At 71.2% G+C, this 20,772-nt stretch carries 20 protein-coding genes; 10 read left to right on the top strand and 10 right to left on the bottom strand.

Going from position 1 to position 20,772, the window contains the following annotated elements:
• Window positions 1-53 precede the first annotated feature (53 nt).
• The gene (locus CRP55_RS16205; RefSeq protein WP_097320865.1) at window positions 54-926 is read left to right on the top strand and encodes an aldo/keto reductase family oxidoreductase; all 873 of its coding nucleotides are present in this window, start codon (window positions 54-56) and stop codon (window positions 924-926) included.
• Here the strand turns inward: CRP55_RS16205 and CRP55_RS16200 are convergent.
• The 4 genes from CRP55_RS16200 to CRP55_RS16185 all read right to left on the bottom strand — a co-directional run bounded on the left by CRP55_RS16200 (window position 910) and on the right by CRP55_RS16185 (window position 7,051).
• A complete protein-coding gene (locus CRP55_RS16200; RefSeq protein ID WP_143234660.1) occupies window positions 910-3,096 on the bottom strand; it encodes an N-acetylmuramoyl-L-alanine amidase in 2,187 nt (728 codons plus the stop codon). The two genes, CRP55_RS16205 and CRP55_RS16200, sit on opposite strands and share 17 nt — an antisense overlap.
• A gap of 64 nt (window positions 3,097-3,160) precedes the next feature.
• Complete coding sequence (locus CRP55_RS16195) at window positions 3,161-3,793, bottom strand: GNAT family N-acetyltransferase (protein ID WP_097320862.1); 633 nt, start codon at window positions 3,791-3,793, stop codon at window positions 3,161-3,163.
• A 10-nt stretch (window positions 3,794-3,803) separates the two neighbouring features.
• Entirely contained in the window at window positions 3,804-6,299 is a 2,496-nt protein-coding gene (locus CRP55_RS16190) for an FtsX-like permease family protein (RefSeq protein ID WP_097320859.1), read from the bottom strand.
• Window positions 6,296-7,051 (bottom strand): ABC transporter ATP-binding protein, encoded by a 756-nt coding sequence (locus tag CRP55_RS16185; protein ID WP_179855205.1) that lies wholly within the window; start codon window positions 7,049-7,051, stop codon window positions 6,296-6,298. The genes CRP55_RS16190 and CRP55_RS16185 overlap by 4 nt, the downstream gene beginning before the upstream one ends.
• A 145-nt stretch (window positions 7,052-7,196) precedes the next feature.
• Here CRP55_RS16185 and CRP55_RS16180 point away from each other — a divergent pair, with 145 nt between their 5' ends.
• Genes CRP55_RS16180 through CRP55_RS16170 form a run of 3 tightly spaced genes read left to right on the top strand, consistent with a single transcriptional unit; the run spans window position 7,197 to window position 9,752 of the window.
• Window positions 7,197-8,369, top strand: a complete 1,173-nt coding sequence (locus tag CRP55_RS16180; protein WP_097320856.1) for a sensor histidine kinase — start codon at window positions 7,197-7,199, stop codon at window positions 8,367-8,369.
• Between the two features lie 14 nt (window positions 8,370-8,383).
• Window positions 8,384-9,022, top strand: coding sequence for a response regulator (locus CRP55_RS16175; RefSeq protein WP_097320854.1), 639 nt, complete (start codon window positions 8,384-8,386; stop codon window positions 9,020-9,022).
• 4 nt (window positions 9,023-9,026) lie between these two features.
• Window positions 9,027-9,752: a PIG-L deacetylase family protein gene (locus tag CRP55_RS16170; RefSeq protein WP_097320852.1), complete on the top strand. Its 726-nt coding sequence runs from the start codon at window positions 9,027-9,029 to the stop codon at window positions 9,750-9,752.
• On the opposite strand, the gene CRP55_RS16165 is transcribed toward CRP55_RS16170, so the two are convergent.
• Window positions 9,733-10,056 (bottom strand): STAS domain-containing protein, encoded by a 324-nt coding sequence (locus CRP55_RS16165; RefSeq protein ID WP_143234658.1) that lies wholly within the window; start codon window positions 10,054-10,056, stop codon window positions 9,733-9,735. The two genes, CRP55_RS16170 and CRP55_RS16165, sit on opposite strands and share 20 nt — an antisense overlap.
• A 157-nt stretch (window positions 10,057-10,213) precedes the next feature.
• On the opposite strand from CRP55_RS16165, the gene CRP55_RS16160 reads away from it, so the two are divergent.
• Window positions 10,214-10,792: an RNA polymerase sigma factor gene (locus CRP55_RS16160; RefSeq protein WP_097321165.1), complete on the top strand. Its 579-nt coding sequence runs from the start codon at window positions 10,214-10,216 to the stop codon at window positions 10,790-10,792.
• A 2-nt stretch (window positions 10,793-10,794) separates the two neighbouring features.
• Entirely contained in the window at window positions 10,795-11,373 is a 579-nt protein-coding gene (locus CRP55_RS16155; RefSeq protein WP_097320849.1) for a hypothetical protein, read from the top strand.
• Here the strand turns inward: CRP55_RS16155 and CRP55_RS16150 are convergent.
• The 3 genes from CRP55_RS16150 to CRP55_RS16140 form a co-directional block, all read right to left on the bottom strand.
• Entirely contained in the window at window positions 11,363-13,297 is a 1,935-nt protein-coding gene (locus CRP55_RS16150; RefSeq protein WP_245923025.1) for an ABC transporter permease, read from the bottom strand. The genes CRP55_RS16155 and CRP55_RS16150 overlap by 11 nt on opposite strands.
• 26 nt (window positions 13,298-13,323) lie before the next feature.
• Complete coding sequence (locus CRP55_RS16145; RefSeq protein WP_245923023.1) at window positions 13,324-14,739, bottom strand: extracellular solute-binding protein; 1,416 nt, start codon at window positions 14,737-14,739, stop codon at window positions 13,324-13,326.
• 112 nt (window positions 14,740-14,851) lie between these two features.
• Window positions 14,852-15,622 (bottom strand): IclR family transcriptional regulator, encoded by a 771-nt coding sequence (locus CRP55_RS16140; RefSeq protein ID WP_097320843.1) that lies wholly within the window; start codon window positions 15,620-15,622, stop codon window positions 14,852-14,854.
• Between the two features lie 34 nt (window positions 15,623-15,656).
• Here CRP55_RS16140 and CRP55_RS16135 point away from each other — a divergent pair, with 34 nt between their 5' ends.
• Window positions 15,657-16,499 (top strand): fumarylacetoacetate hydrolase family protein, encoded by an 843-nt coding sequence (locus CRP55_RS16135; RefSeq protein WP_097320841.1) that lies wholly within the window; start codon window positions 15,657-15,659, stop codon window positions 16,497-16,499.
• 35 nt (window positions 16,500-16,534) lie between these two features.
• Complete coding sequence (locus CRP55_RS16130; RefSeq protein ID WP_097320838.1) at window positions 16,535-17,245, top strand: phosphatase PAP2 family protein; 711 nt, start codon at window positions 16,535-16,537, stop codon at window positions 17,243-17,245.
• Here CRP55_RS16130 and CRP55_RS16125 read toward each other — a convergent pair.
• Window positions 17,242-18,717, bottom strand: coding sequence for a mannitol dehydrogenase family protein (locus CRP55_RS16125; RefSeq protein WP_097320836.1), 1,476 nt, complete (start codon window positions 18,715-18,717; stop codon window positions 17,242-17,244). The genes CRP55_RS16130 and CRP55_RS16125 overlap by 4 nt on opposite strands.
• A gap of 189 nt (window positions 18,718-18,906) precedes the next feature.
• A complete protein-coding gene (locus CRP55_RS16120; protein ID WP_143234656.1) occupies window positions 18,907-19,131 on the bottom strand; it encodes a hypothetical protein in 225 nt (74 codons plus the stop codon).
• 216 nt (window positions 19,132-19,347) lie between these two features.
• Here CRP55_RS16120 and CRP55_RS16115 point away from each other — a divergent pair, with 216 nt between their 5' ends.
• On the top strand, window positions 19,348-20,070 hold the full coding sequence (locus tag CRP55_RS16115; protein WP_097320832.1) for a hypothetical protein: 723 nt from the start codon (window positions 19,348-19,350) through the stop codon (window positions 20,068-20,070).
• 208 nt (window positions 20,071-20,278) lie between these two features.
• Window positions 20,279-20,476 (top strand): hypothetical protein, encoded by a 198-nt coding sequence (locus CRP55_RS16110; protein ID WP_143234654.1) that lies wholly within the window; start codon window positions 20,279-20,281, stop codon window positions 20,474-20,476.
• Window positions 20,477-20,772: the final 296 nt, after the last annotated feature.

Here is a 20,772-nt window from a genome sequence, read left to right as displayed (position 1 = left end):
CACCCTGAGGTGCCTACTTCCCGATAGAGAGTTACCAGCTCAGAGTAGAGCGCATGTCAAACACTTCCCTTCCCGGCGGCACCTGGACGCTCGGGGATCTGACCGTCACCCGCTTCGGCTACGGCGCCATGCAACTCGCCGGCCCGTGGGTGATGGGCCCGCCGGCCGACCGTGACGGCGCCCTGGCCGTCCTGCGCGCGGCGGTCGAGCTCGGCATCACGCACATCGACACCAGCGACGCCTACGGTCCCCAGGTCACCAACCAGCTGATCCGCGAGGCCCTGCACCCCTACCCGGACGGCCTGCACATCGTCACCAAGGTCGGCGCGAACCGGAACGAACAGGGCGGCTGGCCGGTCGCCCGCGATCCGGAGAGCCTGCGCCGGCAGGTCCACGCCAACCGGGAGAACCTCGGCCTGGACACGCTCGACCTGGTCAACCTGCGGCTGGGCGACGCCGAGGGCCCGCAGCCGGGCTCACTGGCCGAGGCCTTCGAGACGCTGGCCGAGCTCCAGCGGCAGGGCCTGATCCGGCATCTCGGCGTGAGCAACGCGACCGCCGAGCAGGTCGCCGAGGCCCAGGCCATCGCGCCCGTCGTGTGCGTGCAGAACATGTACAACCTGGCCCACCGCCACGACGACGAGCTGATCGACACCCTGGCCGCCCAGGGCGTCGCCTACGTGCCGTTCTTCCCGCTCGGCGGCTTCAGCCCGCTCCAGTCGGACGCTCTCTCGGCCGTGGCGGCCCGGCTGGGGGCGACGCCGATGTCGGTCGCCCTGGCCTGGCTGCTGCGGCGCTCGCCGAACATCCTGCTCATCCCGGGCACGTCCTCCGTCGCCCACCTGCGCGAGAACGCCGCCGGCGCCGCCCTCGAGCTTTCCGAGGACGACGCCGCCGAGCTGGAGAAGATCAGTTCGCGTACGTGAGGCCGTCCGCGATGACCTGCGGGCGTCCCGCCGTGCCGGCGACCACGATCGAGACCGTGTGCACCTTGGCCGGCATGTTGCGGACGTACAGCGTCTGACGGTAGGCGGTGGTGGCCGCCTTGGTGTCGAGCGTGGCCACCTTCGCCCCGTCCACGTAGACGTAGACGACGCCGGTCAGCTTGGTGCGGGCGAAGGTCAGGGCGGCCGAGCGCCCGTTGAACGTCCACGACAGCTTCGCGTTCTTGGCGCTCGAGGCGAGCGCCTTGCCGCCCAGATAGGCCGCGCCGGCCCGGGCGCTCCAGGCGCCGGTCTTGCCGGCCGAGGTCTCCGGCACCTGGGTGATCTTGCGGGTGACGGCGGCGGCCCGGCTGTTGCCGCTGAGGTCGCGGGCGGTGATCGTGTACGTCAGCGCGGCGTTCGGCTTGACCGCCGTGTTCCACGCGGTGGCCGTGGCGGCCAGCGTGGCCGAGCCGGGCGAGGTCGTCTTGCCGGCCTGGCCGGTCACCTTGACGTTGTCGGCCGAGCGCCAGACCACCGACACGGGCACCGAGGTCGCCGAGTACGTGCCGGTGCGCAGCATCACCGAGGGCGCACCGGGGAAGGTCGGCGGCGCGACGTCCGAGACGACCTTCACGGCCCCGGTGGTGTCGTAGATGCCGCTGGCGTGCACGGCCCGGACCGCGATGGTGTGTGTGCCCGGGGTGACGGCCACGGTCGCGGTGCGCACGGTGCCGGCCACGGTCGCGACCACGGCGCCGTCGCGCAGGATGTTGAAGCGGTTGACGTTGCCGCCGGCCAGGGTCCAGTTGACGGTCGCGGTGTTCTTCACGTACGTGATGCCGGCCGAGACCGTGCCGGCCACGTTCTTGAGGGCCAGGCCCTGCAGCGCGGCCTTGCCGCGGATGTAGCCGAGCAGCGGGTACATCATGGCGCCGGGGCACTCGGTGAGATAGCCGGAGCTGGCGGTGCTGGTCGGCACCTTCTCGCCGTCCTTGTGGCCGGAGACGCGCGGGAAGGTCACCGTGGAGCCCTTGGGCCAGATGCGGCCGTCCACGCCCTCGGTCATCTCGGCCGTGCTCGCCGGGTCGAAGCCGTACGCGGTGAGCCGGGCCGCCGCGAGCTGCGCGATCTTGTTGAGCGCGTTGTCGTACGGGCGGATCGACGTGTAGTCGCCGAGCAGGGCCACACCGGCCGAGGCGGTGTTGAAGCCGACCGTGTGGGCGCCGATGACAGCCTTGGTCGCGCTGCCCTTGCGGCCCTCGTAGAGCGTGCCGCACTTGTCGACGATGAAGTTGTAGCCGAGGTCGTCGAAGCCCTCGGCGATGTCGGCGGCCATGATGCTGCGGATGATCTTCGGCGAGTTGGCGCAGCTCTCGTTGTTGCCGAAGCCGCTGTGGTGCACCCAGACCATCTTGACGCCCTCGGTGGCGACCTCGGCCGGCGCCTTGACCGTCGTCTCGTCGGCACCCCACTGCGCGCGGGTGACCATCGCCGGCATCGCCGCCTTGGCCACGACCGGGTTCGCGGTGGCCTCCGGCGTGGCCGCGGCCGCCGAGGCCGGGGTGGAGGGCTCGGCCAGCATGCCGCCGCCGGCGCCGGCGGCGGGCGGGGCGTCGGGGTCGATCAGGTTGAGCCGCAGCCCGGCCGGCAGCCCGGCCGCGGTCGCGCCCTGGATGCGGGCGGCCACACCGTCGGACGGCCCGGCCCACAGCGGCTCGGTGCGGCCGCGCACGCGCGCCGCCTCGGACGGCCGGTCGGCCGCGGCCTCGGCCACCTCGAGCGACTCCCAGCCGCTCCAGGCGCCGGTGGCCGAGCTGCGGGTGCGCACCTCGACCGTGCCCTTGGGCGCGGCCTTCGGGTCGGCCCAGCTCACGGTGACCATGCTGAACTTCTTGGTGGCCTGCTCGGGCAGGTCGACCTGACCCGACGAGGACGCGGCGAGCTGCACCTTGTTCACGGCCGTGCGCACCGGCGCGTTGGGCAGCACCGGGGCCTGCTTGGGCTCGGCGGTCGCCACGGCGCGCGCCGCCGCCGCGCCGGCCGCCGCCGTGGCCTGGGCCGCCGGCTCGTCGAAGGCGAGCACCGGCGGCGCCTTGTCCGGCCACGTCAGCGCGGCGATCCCGCCGCCCGCGGCCAGCACCGCCACCGCGGCCCCGATCGAAATTGCCACCTTGCGTTCCACGCGATCCCCCGTCGATCTCTCAGTGAGCCGCGTGAGACTACCGAATCAGCGATCATTCGGTCATCCCGAACCAGGGTCGGCACGGATAGAAACCGGAAACCGTGACCTCGGCGCCTCGCCAGCGCTCGGCCGTGAGGCGGAAGTGCCGCAGCTGGACGACGTCGCCGGTGGTGTCCACTATTCGGCTGACGCCGTTGTCGGCGTACCCCAAATGTCTCGAGACCCCGAGCGACGCCGCGTTGGACGTCGCCGCCGAGCTGATCGCCGCGGCGGCACCGAGGCTTCCGAAGGCGAAGCCGAGGACGGCCGCCCGCATCGCGACGCCGACGCCGCGCCCCCGCACCTCGGGCACCAGCCACGACGCGGTGTCCACAGTGCGCAGCGCCGGGAAGTTCTCGCCCTCGAGGGTCTGCACGCCGGCCAGCCGGCCGCCGTACGAGACGGCGAAATGCAGCACCCAGGAGGCCGGCTCCCAGGTGCCGTAGGCCTTCCAGTAGCCCTGGCGGAACAGTCGCCGCTCGTTCTCGGCGAAGCTCTGCGAGGGCCACATGGCCAGGCGAGGGTCGTGCCCGACGTCGCCGGGCAGCACGGCGGCGAGCTCCGGCAGGTCCTGCTCGCGCATCGGCCGCAGCACGACGTCGCGATGGACCAGCCGGAGCCCGAACAACGGCCAGTGGTTATCCATGCACCGTTTTCTACTCTGTTCCGAGCGCCGCCACGGGACTCACCTTCGCCGCCTTGCGGGCCGGCAGCACCCCGGCCAGCGCGGTCAGCGCGACCAGGATCAGGAAGACCACCACGAGCTGCCCCACCGGCACGGCCAGGGGCGCGTTCACGCCGAGCGCCTTCACGGCCAGCATCGCGTACGGAATTCCCAGGGCCAGCCCGATCGCCGCGCCGATCACCCCGTACAGCGCCGACTCGGCCGTCAGCATGGCCCGCAGGCCACCCCGCGACAGGCCGACCGCGCGCAGCACCCCGGACTCGCGGACCCGCTCGACCACCGACAGAGCGGTCGTGGTGCCGACGCCGACCACCGCGATGGCCACGGTCAGCCCGATCAGCGCGAGCGCGATGACCAGCAGCAGGGTGAGCTGGTCGTCGATCTGATCGCGCTGATCGGCCAGCACCTCGGTGTGGAAGCTCGCGCCGGCCACGCTCTCGTCGATCGCCCGCTTGCCGTCGGTGCGGCCCTTCTCGCCGGTCACGGCCGCGTCGGCCAGGACCCCGCTGTACGTGGTGGGCGCGCCCAGCTTCGTCAGGTCGGCCTGGTCGAGCACGACAGCCGAGCCCAGCGGCCCGGAGTCGGGCAGCCGCGCGGCGATCGTGAACGTCCCGCTGTTCTTCCCGGCCCGCAGCGTGATCTTGTCACCCACGTCGAGGCCGGTCGTCTCGGCCGTGAAGCCCGAGATCACGGCCGAGCCCGCCTTCAGGTCCTTCACCGATCCGGCGCTCACGTCGAGCTTGCCCAGCTCCGGCAGCGCACCCATGGCCAGGTCGACAGCGGTCAGCCCCTCGACGTTGCCGATCTTCGTCTCGATCCGCCGGTACGGCGTGACGTGGCTGAGCTCCTTGCGCTCGCGCAGCTTGTCGACCAGCGCCACCGGCATCGGCGCCTGGTCCTCGCCGGTCACCTCGTAGTCGGCCGGCGCCGAGGCGGCAGCCTCCCGCTCGGCCAGCACCCGGATCGACGCCCCGCCGACCAGTGCCCCGGCGATCAGGGTGACGCCGAGGGCGACCACGACCGAGATCGCGGCGGCCCGGCGCGGCGCCGCGCCCACTCCCCCGGCCGCCAGCCGGCCCACCGGCCCGGACCGCCGGATCGGCGCGCCCAGCAGGGCCAGCACCGGGCGCACCAGCACCGGGCCGAGCGCGACCAGCGCGAAGAAGGCCAGGGCGCCGGAGCCGACCACGGCGAACAGCATCGGCGTGGGGTCGTAGTCCTTCGGGTCACGGCCGGGCAGGCCATTGATGACGTACGCCGCGGCGAGCCCCGCCCCGGCCGCCAGCACCAGGCCGGTGACCCAGCGCAGGGCGCCGATGTCGCGCCGGGCCCCGGTCGTGCCGGAGCTACGCAGCGCCTCCAGCGGCGACACCCGGGCGGCCGAGGCCGCCGGCGCCAGCACGGCCAGCACGGTGATCAGCACGGCCAGCGCGACCGTGCCGAGCGCGGCCGGCACCGGGAAGCCGGGTGAGGACATCGTGAAGCCGAACCACCCGGACACGACCGGGATCAGGTGGCCCGCGCCGAGCGCGATCAGCACCCCCGCGACGCCGGTGACCAGGCCGGTCAGCGCGCCCTCGGCGGCCAGCGACCGGGTGATCGAGCCGCGTCCGGCGCCGATCGCCCGCAGCAGGGCGAGCTGGCGCATCCGCTGGGCGAACATGATGCGGAAGGTCGAGGTGGCGACGAGGGCGGCCGCGACCACGGCGATGGCGACGAACATGGCGATGACCGCGAAGACCGCGTTGACGCCGGACGCCTTCGCCTCGGCCTCCTCGTGGCGCACGTCGTCGCCGCTGGACACCTCGGCGCCCGGCGTTTTCTGCGCGATGATCGACTGCACGTCCCCGGCATCTGGTGCGTACCGGACGTCGACCCGGTTGACCTGCTGGGCGCCGGTCATCGCGATGACGGCACTCGTCGGGGCGTACGCCTGGAAACCGTAATCGTCGCGGGCCTCGACCAGGCCGACCACCGTGACCTTCGTCGGCGCCAGGGGTTTGCCGTCCTCGCTGTAGCGGAGCTGGACGCTCACCGTCTCGCCGAGGGCCATGCCCATCCGCTCGGCCGTGCGCGCGGTGACGGCGACCTCGCCCGCCTTCTGCGGATAGCGGCCCTGCTTGACCGTGGCCAGCGCCAGCGGACCACTGCCGGGATCCGACTGGAGTTGCAGATAGTCGCGGGCGCCGACCGTGCCGCCGGCGTCGATGCGGGCCACCGCCTCGGCCACCCCGGGCACCTGGCCGATGGCGGCCGCCGTCTTCGTGGTGATCTCACCGTTCTGCACGACCAGGTCGACCGCCTCGGGCGTGCCGCTGAGGCCGTTGAGCACGCTGCGCTCGGTGATCTGCTGGGCCAGCACCGACGCGTAGACGACGAAGGAGACGACCAGGACGGCCAGGCCGGTCAGCAGCAGCCGGGCCGGGCGGCGGAGCACGCCGCGCATCTGGGTGCGGAGCACGCTCATCGGGCGGCCGCCAGACCCTGCAGCGCGTCGGTGACGCTGGCGGTGTCCGGGCGGTCGATCTCGCCGGCCACCCGGCCGTCGGCCAGCAGCACGACCCGGTCGGCGTAGGCGGCCGCGCCCGGATCGTGGGTGACCATGACGATCGTCTGGCCGAGCTCACGCACCGAGTTGCGCAGGAAGAGCAGCACCTCGGCGCCGGAACGGGAGTCGAGGTTGCCGGTCGGCTCGTCGGCGAAGACCACCTCCGGGCGCGAGACCAGCGCCCGGGCCAGCGCGACCCGCTGTTGCTGGCCGCCGGAGAGCTCGCCGGGCCGGTGGTCGAGGCGGGACACGATGCCGAGCGTCTCGGTCAGGTGCGCGTAGAGGTGGTGGTCGGGCTTGCGGCCGGCCAACTCCAGCGGCAGCGTGATGTTCTGCGCGGCGGTCAGCTGCGGCAGCAGGTTGAACGCCTGGAAGACGAAGCCGATCCGCTCCCGGCGCACCTTGGTCAGCACCTTGTCGGACTGTTTGGTCAGGTCGGTGCCGCCGAGCAGGGCCTGCCCGCTGGTGGCGGTGTCGAGGCCGGCCAGGCAGTGCATGAGCGTCGACTTGCCGGAGCCGGACGGCCCCATGATCGCGGTGAACTGGGCGCGGGCGAACCCGACGGTCACGCCGTCCAGGGCCCGTACGGCGGTGTCGCCGCTGCCGTAGACCTTGGTCAGGTCGACCGCGGCGACGGCCGCCATCGTGTCTTGGAGTACGGGCGTCTGCATGGAATCTCCACTGGGCGTCGTGTCGTTGGTGACGCCGGAAATGCTCGTTCTTTTGATCAGCCCGGCACATCCGCCCGCGGCCAGGGATCCGGATCTGTCTTTCGGCCGATGAAGGCGCGCTCACCTGCAACTACGCTGGGTCACGATGCAGACGAACACGAACCGGTTGATCCTGCTGCGCCTCGGGCAGTTCCTCGCGCTGGCCGCCATGGCCGTGCTCGGGTTGTTCGACGTCGCCCAGGGTCTGCTCCGCACCTCGGAGCTGCTCGCCCTGGTCCAGGTGCTGACGGCGATCGCCGCCGCGATCGTCTGGCTGCCCGCGCACAAACAGGGGTCCACCGCTCTGCCGAAAGTCGCAGTGGCGCTCGGCCTGGCCTCGCTGCTGCTGACCGCGACGGTCGTCCTCGGCTACCGCAACGAGTACAGCTACCTCAGCTGGGGCCTGGCCGAGTCGACGGCGCTGCTCGGCGTGCTGTTCGTGCTGGCCCGCCGCGCCTCGCCGGGCTGGGCGGTGGCCGCGGTCATCACGGTCGGCGCCGCGGTCAGCTTCCAGCCGCTGCGCGGCGGCCAGTCGGCCGAGTTCGTCATCTTCGGCCTGATCCAGGCCCTGGCCGGCGCGGCCGCCATCGGCGTCGGCATCTACCTGCGCATCCTGGAGAGCTCGCGGCAGCGGGCAGTCGACGCCGTACGGGCCGAGCAGCGCGCCGAGTTCGCCCGCGACCTGCACGACTTCATCGCCCACCACGTGACCGGCATCGTCGTGCAGGCCCAGGGCGCCCGGTTCATCGCCGAGCAGGACCCGAAACGGGTGCTGCTGGCCCTGGAGCAGATCGAGGAGGCCGGCGCCGAGACGATGGCCTCGATGCGCCGGATGGTCGGCGTGCTGCGCGACCCGTCCTCGTCACCCGACGCGCCGCTGGCCCCGGTGGCCGGCCTGGGCGAGCTGCCGGTGCTGCTCGATCAGTTCAACTCGGCCGGCGGGGCGACCGCCCGCATCCACGTCGACGGCGACGCCGAGGGCCTGCCGGTGGAGGTGTCGACCTCGGCCTACCGGGTGGTGATGGAGGCCCTGACCAACGTCCGCCAGCACGCCCCTGGGGCACAGGTGGCCGACATCTGGGTGCGCCGCACCCCCGACTGGCTGCTGGTGCGGGTGGCCAACGACGGCGTTCCGGCGCGCGCCACCACCCCGCGGGATCGCCCGGGGTACGGTCTCGTGGGCCTCACCGAACGGGTCCGCGCGGTCGGCGGCCGGATCACCGCCGGTCCCGGCATCGAGGGCGGCTGGGTGGTCGACGCGGCCTTCCCCATTCCTTAAAGGCGGTTCTTCAGTTGATTCGCGTGCTTATCGCCGACGACCAGGCGATGGTCCGTACCGGCTTCGGCATGATCATCGGCGCCCAGCCCGACATGGAGGTCGTCGGCGAGGCGGCCGACGGCGTCGAGGCGGTGGCTCTGGCCCGCAAGCTCAAGCCGGACGTGGCCCTGTTCGACATCCGCATGCCGAAGATGGACGGCCTCGAGGCCCTGCGCCTGCTGGCCGGCCCCGGCGTCGCCGATCCGCTGCGCATCGTCGTGGTCACCACGTTCGACCTGGACGAATACGTCCACCAGGCGCTGCGCAACGGCGCCGCCGGCTTCCTGCTCAAAGACTCCGGCCCGGCCCTGCTGATCGAGGCGGTGCGGGCCGCGGTCTCCGGGGACGCGCTGATCAGCCCGTCGATCACCGTACGCCTGCTGGAGCACCTGTCGGCCCCGGCCGCCGCCACCGACGAGGGCGGCCTGTCGCCCCGCGAGCTGGAAGTGGTCAAGCTGACCGCCCGCGGCCTGACCAACGCCGAGATCGCGGCTCAGCTCTTCATCTCGGTCGGCACGGTCAAGACCCACCTGGGCAGCATCCACACCAAGCTGAACACCCGGAACCGGGTCGAGATCGCCGCCTGGGCCTGGGAGCGCCGCCTCGTAGGCTGAGGGCATGACCTCATTGCAGCCCGTCGACGAGTCCTGGCAGCGCGGCCTGGCCATCGTCGCGCACCCCGACGACCTCGAGTTCGGCACCGCCGCCGCCATCGCCCGCTGGACCGCGCAGGGCAAAGACATCACCTACGTGCTGCTGACCAGCGGCGAGGCCGGCATCGACGGCATGGACCCGGCCGACGCCGCCCCCGCCCGCGAGGAGGAACAGCGCGCCTCGGCCGCCATCGTCGGCGTCAAGCAGGTCGACTTCCTGGGCCTGCCCGACGGCGTCCTGGAGTACGGCGTCCCGCTGCGCCGCGAGCTCACCCGCGTGATCCGCACCCACCGCCCCGACATCATCATCACGAACAACTTCCGCGAGAGCTGGGACGAGGCCGGCCAGGCCCTCAACATGTCCGACCACATAGTCACCGGCCGGGCCGTCCTCGACGCGGCCCGCGACGCCGCCAACCGCTGGATCTTCCGCGACCTCGACCTCGAGAAGTGGTCCACCCGGCAGGTCTGGGCGGCCGGCTCGCCGCGCGCCACCCACGGCGTCGACACCACCGGCACGTTCGACCTCGGCGTCCGCTCGCTGGAGGCCCACGCCGCGTACCTGAACGGCCTGACGTCCGGCTCCTTCGACGCCGAGGAGTTCCTCGAGGGCTTCTCCCGCCAGGCCGGCACCCGCCTGGGCGTCCGCTACGGCGCCTCGTTCGAGGTCTTCAACCTCGGTCTCCTGTGACGAGCAGGCCGTACAGCCCGGTGATCACCAACGACCGGCGCACCAGCGGCCGCACATTGGTCACTCGCAGCCGGATGCCGGAGGCCGACGCCCGGGAGTAGGCGGTGGCCAGCTCCCGGATGCCGGTGGCGTCGCAGAAACCGGCGCCGGCGAGGTCCAGCACGACCTCGGCGACGTCCTCGCCGGCCAGCGCCTCCCGCAGCAGCGCCGCCAGGCCGTCCACGGTGTCCATGTCGATGTCACCGCTCACCGCCAGGTGCACGGTCCGCCCGCCGCCCATCCATCCCCCCAGATCGGCCCCCACAGTAGAAAGAGGGACGGGCGGAGTTCAACGCGAATGGCGAGAATCGCGCAGTGAGCATTATCAAGGCCCTGAGGAGTAACAAAAACAGGCCGTGAATCGCTCAGATTCCAGCGCATTCGCGGGCGCATATGCTCCTGTGCTCGAGGGGGTGCGCCATTTGCCGAAGGATGACGAGCTGGCCGCCGCGCTGACCGCCGCGCGGGCCGGCGACGAGCGGGGCTTCGCCGTCCTCTGGCGGGCGCTGCACCCCGCCGTGCTGCGCTATCTGCGGGTGCTCGCCGGCGACGCCGCCGAGGACGTGGCGTCGGAGACCTGGTTGCAGATCGCCCGCGACCTCGGCCGGTTCACCGGCGACCCGGCCGCCTTCCGGGCGTGGCTGTTCCGCGTCGCCCGGCACCGCGGCATCGACGAGGTGCGCCGCAGCGGCCGGCGCCGCGAGGATCCGGCCGAGACCGTCGACACCGGCTCGGCCGGCCCGGACGCCGCGGCCGAGGTGATCGAGGGTGACGAGACGGCGTGGGCGCTGAGCCGGGTCGCGCTGCTGCCCACCGACCAGGCCGAGGCCGTGATGCTGCGGGTGGTGGCGGGCCTCGACGTCGCCACCACCGCCCGGGTGCTGGGCAAGCGGCGCGGCGCGGTGCGGATCGCGACCATGCGCGGCCTGCGCCGGCTGGCCGCCGACCCTCAGGTCGTCCACCGGGCGGCGGACAGCCGCGACTCCAGCGAGAGGGTGTGACCATGCCCATCCGGCCACCGGACGAGCACGACCCCGCGCTCGATCACCTCCTCGGCGCCCTCCGCGCCCCCGCGACCGCCGACGAGCTGCGCGGTGAGCAGGCGATGGCGGCCGCGATGGCCGCCGAGTACCGCCAGGCCGCCCCGAAGCAGAAGAAGCGCCTGCGGCCCCTCGTCGTGTCCATCGTGGCGGCGGTGTCCGTCCTGCTCGCCGGGGGCACCGCCGTGGCGGCGCGGACCGGCCTGCTGTCGAAACCCGCCGCCACGCAGACCCCCGCGCCCACGCCGACGACCGCCCCGATTCCCCCGATTCCCCTGGCTCCCCCGCCGTCCCACGCGCCCACGCCGGCCCGCTCGGCCCCTCCGCGAGCGGACTGGTGCGCGGCCTGGCTGACGGCCGCCGCCGGTGGTAAGCCGATGAACGGGCGGGATCGCCGGGACCTCGAAGCCGCGGCCGGCGGCGAGGCTTCCGTGGCGGCCTACTGCGGTGCGGCGACCCCCGCCGAGACGGCGAAACCGGGTAGGCCCGCCAAGTCGAAGAAGCCCAAGAAGCCCAAGAAGTCCAAGGACGTCAGCCCTTGACCGCGCCCGCGGTGAGGCCCTCGGTCAGGAAGCGCTGCCCGAAGGCGTACATCACGACCACCGGGATGCTCACCAGCAGCGAGGCCGCGGCGAGCTGCCCCTGGGGGACGACGTCGCCGGCGATCATGGACTGCATGCCGACCGGGAGGGTCTTGTACTCGTCCTTCGTGATGAACACGAAGGCGAAGAGGAACTCGTTCCAGGCGTTGGTCAGGGTGAACAGCGCGACCGCCAGCAGTCCCGGCTTGGCCAGGGGCAGGACCACGCGGCCGAACGCCTGGACGCGGGAGCAGCCGTCGACCAGCGCGGCCTCCTCCAGCTCGGCCGGGATCGACGAGAAGTACCCGGCCAGCAGCCAGGTGGCGAACGGGATGGTGAAGGTCGGATAGGTCACCACGAGCGACCACAGCGAGTCGGTGAGCCTGGCCCCGATGAGCAACTGGTACAGCGGGATGAACAGCAGCGCGCCCGGCATCACGTAGGTGAGCAGCACCGTGACGGTGAAGCCCTGCGCTCCCCGGAACCGCAGCCGGGCCAGCGCGTATCCGGCCAGCACGGCGCAGACCAGAGCGACCACGGTGGACGCCGCCGACACCAGCAGCGTGTTGAGATACCAGCGCCCGAACGGCTGGTTGGCGAACAGGGCGGTGAACTGCTCGAGGCTCCACGGCGCCGGCCACAGGTCGCCGGTCCGGGCGACGACCTGCCCCTCGGTCTTGAAGGCGGTGACGGCGATCCAGTACATCGGCCCCAGCACGAACGCCAGCAGCGCCGCCAGCCCCAGGCCCGACACCCCCGATGACGTACGCCGGCGGCCCGCGACCACCCGGCCGACGGCCCAGGCGATCACCAGGATCACCGCGAGGATCACCGCCGCCTTCCAGAAGATGTCCGGTGCGGCCCAGGCCAGCAGGACGGTGAAGACCGCGGCGATGCTCCACGGCAGCGCCTTCCTGATCGTTCCCGGTGGTCGGGCCGGACCGGTCCCGCGATCCTCGCGCAGGAGCCGGACCAGGAAGAACACCAGCGCGGCGATCACCGGCAGCATGACCAGGGTGACCGCCGCCCCGGCGCCGTACTGCAGTTGCAGGATCGCCTTGGAGTAGGCGACGAGCACGTACGGCGCGGTCACGTCGCCCGGGCCGCCCTGCGTCAGCAGCCAGATGAGGTCGAAGTTGTTGAACGTCCAGATCGACGACAGGGTCACCGTCACGGTGATCACGTGGCGCAGCCCGGGCAGCGTCACGTGGGTGAACCGTTGCCGGGCCGACGCGCCGTCGATGGTGGCCGCCTCGTACTGATCGGCCGGGATGGCCTTGAGCCCGGCCAGGAAGCAGACGGTGAAGAACGGCACCCCCTTCCACACGTTGACGAGGATCACCGACGGCATCGCCAGCGACGCGTCGGACAGCCAGCCCGCGGGCCAGCTGTCGACCAGATGCACCTCGGCCAGCAGCGGCCCGATGCCCGAGGCGGTGAGCAGGGTGTTGACGCTGCCGAAGATCGGGTCGAGCAGCGACCGCCAGCTGAACGCCGTCACCACCGTGGGCACCACCCACGGCACCAGCAGGAGCCCGGTCAGCAGCGCCTTTCCGCGGGCCAGGTTGTGCAGCAGCAGGGCCGCGGCCAGACCCAGAACGACCTTGAAGATCTCGGCGTACGCGGTGAAGACGAAGGAGTTCACCACGCCCGTACGGAACTGGTCGTCGCTCACCAGGGCGAGGTAGTTGTCGAGGCCGACGAACACGCTGTCCGCGCCGTGCCGTTCCGTGGTGCTGGTGATCGCCGACCGGATGATCGGCAGGAGCACGAGCACGCCGACCAGCACGGCCGTGGGCGCCAGGAACAGCACCGCCAGCCGCCAGTCACGGCCCAGCCGGCGCTGGGTCTTCGTGAGGGAGCCGGGCCCCGGTGGTCTCTTCACCGGGGCCGGCGCCGACCGTAGGGCTGTCACTGCGGCAGCCCCTGCTGCGTGAAGATCTGCGCCATCTTCGTGTGGGCCGCCGTCACGGCCTGCGCGGGCGGCGTTCCCTGCACGACCTGCTGCATCATGTCGGTCAGGACGTAGGCTGCTACGACCGCCTGCTGCCCGGCGCTGGCTTTCTGCGGGAACTTCAGGCCGTTCTTGGTCGACAGCGGCAGCGGCTGCTGCGACATGGTGCGGACCATGGGGAACGCCGGGTCACCGCCGCTGAAGTACGGGTCGGCGTCCCACACCTTCTCCCAGGCCGGCATCACCAGGCCGGGCGCCTCCTTGGAGACGCCGACCAGCGCGGGCGCGGTGATCAGGTACTGGGCCAGGAGCTTGGCCAGCGGAGCGTTCTTGGCGCCCTTGAAGACCACGAAGCCCTGTGACTGCCCGAGCAGCAGCGACTTGGTGGTCGCGGGGCCGGTGCAGTCGGAGAAGACGTGCGTGTTGCCGTACACCGGATTCTTCTTGGTCTTGGAGTCCGCGTAGACGCTGAAGCTGTTGCGGGTGTAGCCGAGGACGCCGGCCAGCCAGTTCTCGTTGTTGCTGGTGTCGGTCCAGCTGGCCACGCCCGGCGGCAACATCGGCTTGTACTTGGGGTTGGTGTAGATGTCGCCCAGGAAGGTCACCGCCTGCACCGTCTCCGGGGAGTCGAAGGTGACCTTCCGGCCGTCGTTCGAGGCGATCGCACCGCCGTACGAGTTGATCAGCGCCTCGATCAGGCCGTTGCCGTCGCCGGACCGGTTCACCGACATGCCCCAGCCGAACCGGCGCTTGCCCGGGTCGGAGATGGCCAGGCACACCTCGCGCAGCTCTTCCCAGGAGTAGGTGTCCTTGGGGGTGATGCCCTTCTCCTGCATCCAGTCCTTGCGCAGGAACGAGCCGATCCCGATGAAGTGGTACGGGATCGCGAACCATTTGCCGTCGAAGACGCAGAAGTTCTTGGCCTCGGCGCACGGCTCGCCGTACTTGGCGGTCAGCGCCTCGACGACGTCGGTCACGTCCTCCAGGTCGCCCAGCGCGTGGAACTGCGCGATGAACCGTGAGTCGGTCATGAACGCCAGATCGCGGGCCACGCCGCCCTTCACCTCGGCGTCGATCTTGGCGACCACGTCACCGGCGTCGGCCTGGACGAGACTGTTCTCGATCTTCGAGCCGGTGGCGTCGGCGAACTTCTTGATCGAGTTGTCGAGTGCGTCGTTGGCCGCCGTCGAGTAGAGCTTCTGCGACAGCAGCCCCATCGAGGTGCCCTTCATCGGCGCCGCGGCGTCGAGCAGCTCCTTCGGAACGTCCGCCGGCACAGCCGTGGACGACGTCGAGGTTCCGCCGCACGCCGCCAGGCCGGCCGCGCCGAGCACCCCCACCCCCATCCCCAGAAATTCGCGCCTGGTCCGCATGATATGTCCCCTCGCTTGTTGTTCGAAATCTCGAACCGTGGTTCGATATTTCGTATGGAGTGGACGCGACGCTAGAACAGGACCGCGAAGGGTGTCAATGTCTGAAAGTCGGCTATCGAGACTGCTGCGGATATCCCATGCGCGCGGACAGCCTGGCCGCCCCGTCCCGGACCAACTGGGTCCACTCCCCGTGCGCCTCGGGGGTCCAGCGGATGATCGGCGCGGAGACGCTCATGGCCGCGATGACGGCGCCGGAATGATCCCGGATCCCGGCCGCGACGCAGCGCATGGCGCCGTCGGACTCACCGACGTCGACGGCGACGCCGTCGGCCCGCACCCGCTCGAGATGCTCCCGCAGGCGGTCCGGGTCGGTGATGCTGTCCGGCGTCATGCCCGGCAGCACACCCTTCGCCAGGACGTCGTCCAGCGCCGCCCGGCCGAGGCTCGACAGCAGCACCTTGCCCACCGCCGTGCAGTGCGCCGGCAGCCGCAGCCCGACACCGGAGACCATCCGGACCGGGTGCGTGCTGTCGACCTTGACGAGATAGACGACGTCCGCTCCGTCGAGCACCGCCACGTGGACCGCCTCGTTGCACACGGCCGCGACCTCCCGCGTGACGTTCTGCGCCTCGTGCACCAGATCGAGCCGGCCCGCGAAGGCCGCGCCGAGCTGGAACAGCGGCAGGCCGAGCCGGTACTGCACCGGCTGGCCCGGCACGACGATCAGGTACGAGCGCTCGACGAGAGTCACGAGCAGCTCGTGAACGGTGGTGCGCGGCAGGTCGAGCCGCTCCATCACCTCGCGGGCGGACAGCTGCGGGCGGTGCAGGAACAGTTCGAGGATGTCGAGCGCGCGGCTGACCGCCGGTACCACACGGGGCATTCGATGAGAGTATCTCCGCACCTAGGATGGTCTGATGTCGATCTCTCTGTATCGCCTGCGTGACGGCGACAAGACGCGCTGGGCGGTGCGCTCGGGCGACGGGTGGCACGAGCTCGGCGGCACGCTCGCCGGCCTGCTCGCCCTCCCTCTCGAGCAGGCCCGGGCCGTCGTCGAGACGGCCGCCCGCGACGCTGTCGGCGCCATGCCCGGCGACGAGGTGCTCGCGCCGGTCGACGAGCAGGAGGTGTGGGCGGCCGGGGTGACGTACCGGCGCAGTCGCGACGGGCGCAAGGAGGAGTCCGGGCACGGTTCGCTCTACGACGACGTCTACGACAGCGATCGCCCCGAGCTCTTCTTCAAGTCCAGCCCGTGGCGGGCCGTCGGGGACGGCGACGCCGTCGCGATCCGCGGCGACTCCGGCTGGGACGTCCCCGAGGCCGAGGCCGGCCTGGTCCTCAACTCGGCCGGCGAGATCTTCGGCTACACCCTGGGCAACGACATGAGCAGCCGGTCGATCGAGGGCGAGAACCCGCTCTACCTGCCGCAGGCGAAGATCTACGACCGTTCCTGCGCCCTGGGCCCGGGCATCGTGCCGAGCTGGGCCGTGGCGCCGGGCCCGTTCGAGATCAGCCTGCGCGTCCGGCGTGACGGCGATGAGGTGTACGCCGCGACGACCACGACGGCGGCGATGGCGCGCGGCTTCGACGACCTGGCCGCCTGGCTGTTCCGCGCGCTCACCTTCCCCACCGGCGTCGTCCTGCTGACCGGCACCGGCGTCGTGCCGGACGCCGACTTCACCACGCGTCCCGGCGACACGATCGAGATCGCCTCGCCGGCGCTGGGCACCCTGACCAACCGCGTCGTCGCCCTCGGCTGATTGGCGTGTCGCCCGATCGGGTAAAGCATCGCCCCATGCCCCCCGAGACATCGACGTGGGCCACCTCCCTCGGGCAGGTGGCCAAGCGGATCCTGCTGCCCGTCACCGTGCTGTTCGGCGTCATGGTCGCCCTCGGCCTGCTCATCACCAAGGTCTGGGCGCACGACTGGCCCTTCACCGCCGAGGACACCATCAACCGGGATTTCGCGTCGCACCGGGACGCGATCCTCAACAACGTCTCCGAGTTCTTCAGCCTGCTCGGCAGCACGCCCGTCGTCATCGGCATCACCGCGGCCGTCGCCATCGGCCTGCGGTTCACGCTGCACCGCTGGCGCGAGCCTCTCTTCCTCTGCGCCGCCGTCAGCGCCCAGGCCCTCGTCTTCCTCTTCACCACGCTGGTCATCGACCGGCAGCGCCCGGCCGTTCAGCATCTGGACGACTCGCCGCCCACCTCGAGCTTCCCGTCGGGGCACACCTCGGCCGCCGTCGCCCTCTACGTGGGCCTGGCCGTCCTGCTCAGCGTGATGCTCAAGAAGACCTGGGCCAAGCGCCTGGCCTGGCTTCTCGTGCTCGTCCCGCTGCTGGTCGCCACCGCACGCCTCTACCGCGGAATGCACCACCCGACCGACGTCACCGCCTCGTTCTTCAACGGCATCGTCTGCGTCGTCATCATGTTCCGGTCGATCCTCGACCGGGCGACGCAATGGGCCCGCCCGGTCTTCGCCAAACGAACCATTCCCGCCTAAAGCGCTCCGGCCACGAGGGCTTCCAGCGTCGCTTTCGCTCCGCGGGTGGTCAGGCTGTTCAGGACCGAGGTGTACGCGGCCACGAAGCGCTCGTTGTCCGCGAGATCCCCGAACAACTCCCGGTTCTGGATGAACGCCAACGGCTCCGGCCGCCGGGCCAGCGACACCAGCTGATCGCGCAGCCGGTCGACCACCTCGATCGGCTGCCCGTGCTCGTCCACCCCTGTCGCATAGCGCGCCCACGACGCCACCACCGCCGTCGACAGCAGGATGTCGCCGCCGGTCGCGAGGTTCTGCCGGATCACCGGGAGCAGCCACTTCGGGATCCGGTCCGAGCTCTCCGCGCACAACCGCGCCACCGTGTCCTTGACCTGCGCGTTGGAGAAGCGGTCGATCAGCTGATGCTGATATTCGCGCAGGTCGACCCCCGGCACCGGCTCCAGCGTCGGCGTCGCCTCCCGCTCCATGTAGGCGAGCAGGAACTGCGCGAACACCGGATCCCGCGTCACGTCGTGCACGAGCCGGTAGCCCGACAGATATCCGAAGTAGCACAGCGCCTGGTGCGAGGCGTTCAGGAGACGCAACTTCATCAGCTCGTACGGCTCCACGTCCGCCACGACCTGCACGCCGGCGTCCTCGAAGGGCGGCCGCCCCGAGGAGAACTTGTCCTCGAGCGCCCACTGAGTGAACGGCTCGCACACCACCGGCCAGCCGTCCTCGATCCCGAAGTGCTTGCGCACCTCGTCCCGGTCGTCGTCGGTGGTCACCGGAGTGATCCGGTCGACCATGCTGTTCGGGAACCGCACGTTCTCTTCCACGTACGCGGCCAGGCCCGGATCCCGCAGTCCGGCGTACGACACGAAGCTGCGCCGCGCCGCGTCCCCGTTGCCCTGAATGTTGTCGCAACTCATGATCGTGAACGGCGGCACCCCACGGTCCCGCCGCCGCTCGATCGCCGCGGTGATCAGCCCGAACGTCGTCCGCGGCTCCCTCGGCAGGGCGAGGTCGTGCTGCACGTCCGGGTTGTCGGCCATGAACTCGCCGGTGACCGCGTTGAAGTTGTACCCGCCCTCGGTCACCGTCAGCGAGACGATCCGCACCTCCGGCTGCGCCATCTTCTCGATCACCGCGTCCGGCGAGTCCGGCGCGAACAGATACTCCTTGATCGACCCGATGACCCGCGCGTCCAGCATCCCGTCCGGCGCCTTCACCACCAGCGTGTACAGGCAGTCCTGGGCACCGAGGACCTGCTGCATCCGCCGGTCGGCCGGCATCACCCCCACACCGCAGATCGCCCAGTCGAAGGCGGCCTGCGCACTCATCAGTCGATCCAGATACATGGCCTGGTGGGCGCGGTGAAATCCACCAACTCCGAAATGCACGATGCCGGTACGCAGCCGGCCCCGGTCATAGTTCGGCACGGCCACCCCCGCGGGCAGCGACGTCAGGTTGGCTTCAGTGAGGGGCAGCATGGGGCATCCTCCCAGCGGCGGTTCAGGGATCTCCTCAGCATCGCACCACCCCTCGAAGAACACCGTCCCAGCCACCGAAAAACCCGGCCGGCCCTACTTCACCGTCACCGTCTGCCGGATCACGCCCTTGCCATCCCCCGGCCGCACCGCCCGCCGTACAGGCCCATCCGGATCAGGTGGCAGCGTTCCCTACAGGTAGAAGAATCCATCGTTACCGCTGACGTAGTGCGGCTCAATGGCACGGAACCTCGACTCGGTCCCGAAGTAGACCTCGATGTCGGCCGCACCCGGGACCACCTTCAGGTCCGTCGTCGCGGTGAGCCCGTTGAAGTCGGAGATCACCTTGTCCAGGCAACTCCGGCTCTTGGCCGACCCGCCCCGGGCCCGAACCGTGACCACCGGCTGGTCCCACATGGTGACGGCCTGGTCGTCGTCCCCCAGATCCGCACTATCGGCAGCACACGACACAGTCCCCGGCCGACACCGAAGCCATCCGTCAACGCCCTCCCGGACCCCCATGCGCAGCCCCCGCGGCGTCTCCTCCCGAGATCGTATGACCGCCCCCGAGCACGACCGTCGTCGAGGGCAGTGGATCATGACGCGGTCATTGTGGAACGCAGGAGGCTCCAGTTGTCCGTCCAGGTTCATATCCCCGCCCAGTTCGTCGCGACGGGCTGGGGCACCCCCACCGTCTGCGCCCGCCACGGCCAGCCCGCCGTGGAGCACAAGAAGACCCGCTTCATCTCCCGGGTCCAGGGCTGGGCCTACCTGCTCCTGCTGGCCGGCGCCCTCCCGTTCCTCATCTTCGTCTTCGCCACCCGCAAGACGGTCGAGTCCCCCGCCTGGCCTTTCTGCGCCCAGTGCGCCCAGCGCCGCAAGAAGGGCCTGACGATCGGCCTCTCGGTGATCGCCGTCGGCGTGCTGTGCGTCCTCCTGCTCGACGCCGCCCCCGACAACGCCGACGCCCCACTGACCTTCCTCGCGATCCTCGCCTTCCTGGCCGGCTACATCATCGCCATCCGAGGCGCCAACCGCATGATCGTCGCCAACGGCCAGGTACACGAGAAGGGCCAGTTCGTCTCATTCCCCAAAGCCCACGAGGCTTTCGCCGCCCAGGCCACCCAGGCCCAACAGGCCGCGGCACACCACCACGCCACCCAGGCCGCCTACCACCACGCCGCCCAGCTCCAAACCGCCCCACCGCAGCCCGCCCCGTTCCAGGCGAACCCGCCGCAGCCCACCCCGTTCCAGGCCGTCCCGCCGCAGCCGCAGCCCTACGCCCAGCCTCACCCGCCGCTGCCCGACACGACCACGGGTGCCGGCGACACCACACCACCCACTCCGGCTTCCTGAGCCCGATCCACCCGAGCCCACCTCCCCGTGACTGCGGCCCTTTTTGGTTAGTGCGACTAACGCTGCGCGGGTGCTTCCGCGGCTGTTGCCTGGCGCCGGCTCGGTCGCGGCGCTTCCGATTGGGACGATGTCGCCGGGTGGGACAGAGCCCCCAGGCGCTGTCGGACATCGCACGGCCGACCGCTCACCGAATGTGCGGATCCGCTTCGTGGAACGGGCCTCCAGCGACGCCTCCGTGGAGGTGAACGCGGCCGAGGCCGTTCCCGGCATGTCGCTCGCCTTGCGGACTGACGGCAACGACGCGGCGGCGCCGGCCTGCGTTGCCGCCGGAACGGCCGCCTTCGGATTCGCACTCATCGGCGCCGGCGCCGGCCGGACTGCCGGCCCGAAGCCCGCACAGGCTTAACAGACGACCTTGGCCCCGCCCGCGCAACCGGCCTGGAATTGCCGCCCAGCCCACCACCCAGCGGGCCTGCGTAACCGGCTCCCCACCCGCACCCCGTCGCGGCAGCGAACAGCTCCCCACCACCCACCGACAGGTGACCGCACGCCGCACCATCCGCACAGCAGTCAGCAACCCACCACCCAGCCGCCACCATCTCGAATGCAAGGTCGGGGGGAGAGGGTGCCACAACAGAGCATCAAGCCTGACGGCTCTGTTGTGGCACCCTCTCCCCCCGGCCGTCGTGCGTAAGAAAGTCC

Origin of the sequence: Paractinoplanes atraurantiacus, assembly GCF_900215205.1 — a bacterium.
In the GTDB taxonomy this organism is placed as follows: Bacteria; Actinomycetota; Actinomycetes; order Mycobacteriales; family Micromonosporaceae; genus Actinoplanes; species Actinoplanes atraurantiacus.
Note: the sequence above shows the minus strand (reverse complement) of the source record. Positions and strands in the feature narration are given on the sequence as shown.